The 1,192-nt window shown below is 73.0% G+C and carries 1 protein-coding gene; it reads left to right on the top strand.

The features are described 5' to 3' along the window. Positions 1-1,014, top strand: a 1,014-nt coding sequence (locus AOK15_RS38635) for a condensation domain-containing protein (RefSeq protein ID WP_240508794.1), incomplete at its 5' end; no start/stop codon positions are given. Positions 1,015-1,192: the final 178 nt, after the last annotated feature.

The raw sequence follows: 1,192 nt of genomic DNA, 5'->3' as shown, positions 1-1,192 counted from the left end.
GTCCGCCCCTTCGACCTGGCGCGGGCACCGCTGTGGCGCGCCGAGGTGCACCGGGCCGGCGAGGGCGTCCGGCTGCGGATGGACCTGCACCACATGATCGTGGACGGCTTTTCCCTGACCCCGCTCATGGAGGACCTGGCGCTGCTGTACGCGGGCGGCGAACCCACCCCGCCCGCCCGCAGTTACCGGGACTACGCGGTGTGGCTCCGGGGACGCGACGCCACCGCGGCCCGCGAGGCGCAGGCCCTCCACTGGGAGGAGGTGTTCGCCAAATCGGTCGACCCGGCGGACCTCCCCACCGACCGGCCCCGCCCGCCGCTGCGCGAACTCGACGGCGACGTCCTCGCCTTCGGCCTCGGCCGCGAACGGACCGAGCGGATCCGCGCCGTGGCACGCGCGCACGACGTCACACCGTTCGCCGTGCTGGCGTCGGCGTACGCCCTGCTGCTGGCCGGGCTCAAGGGCACGGCCGACATCACGATCGGCACCCCGGTGTCCGGCCGCACCGTCCCCGGACTGCACCGCACCGTGGGCATGTTCGCCAACACCGTCGTCCTGCGCCTCGACGCCGACCCCGCCCTGCCGTACGACGCCTTCCTGCGGCGTACCGGCGAGGCCGCCCAGGAGGCATCCGCGCACCAGGACTTCCCGTTCGAGGAGGTCGTGGCCCGGACGGCCCCCGGACGCGACTACAGCCGCACCCCGCTGTTCGACGCGCTCCTCGCGCTGCACAGCGCCCGCTACCTCTCCGTCGACTTCCAGGGCACCCGCGTACCACTGCGCCTGGAACAGACCGGACAGGCCGTCTTCGACCTCAACATGCAGATCCACGAGACCCCCGGCGGCCTGGACGTCGCCTGGCAGTACGCGGCCGGCCTGCTGCGCCGCGACACGGTCGAGACCTGGCGCGACACCTTCACCTCGCTGCTCGACACGGCGACCACCGACCCGACCACTCCCCTGGGCGCACTCCTGCCCGCCCCCTCCGGCTTCGACCTCGACTTCGATCTCTGACTGCACACGGCACCACGCACACGCACAGCCCGTCACGCACTCACTCGTAGCTCGACCAGGAGACACCTATGCCGTCGCACCACCCCGAGGCAGCACCCTCCGCGCAGGCCGCCCACTGGCGATCCCAGCTGGCCGCGCTCACGGAGACCTCCGGCTTCCTGTCCGACTTCCGCCCGCC

Origin of the sequence: Streptomyces ossamyceticus (genome assembly GCF_001418475.1) — a bacterium.
Taxonomy (GTDB): domain Bacteria; phylum Actinomycetota; class Actinomycetes; order Streptomycetales; family Streptomycetaceae; genus Streptomyces; species Streptomyces ossamyceticus.
This window is presented reverse-complemented; position numbering and strand designations above follow the sequence as displayed.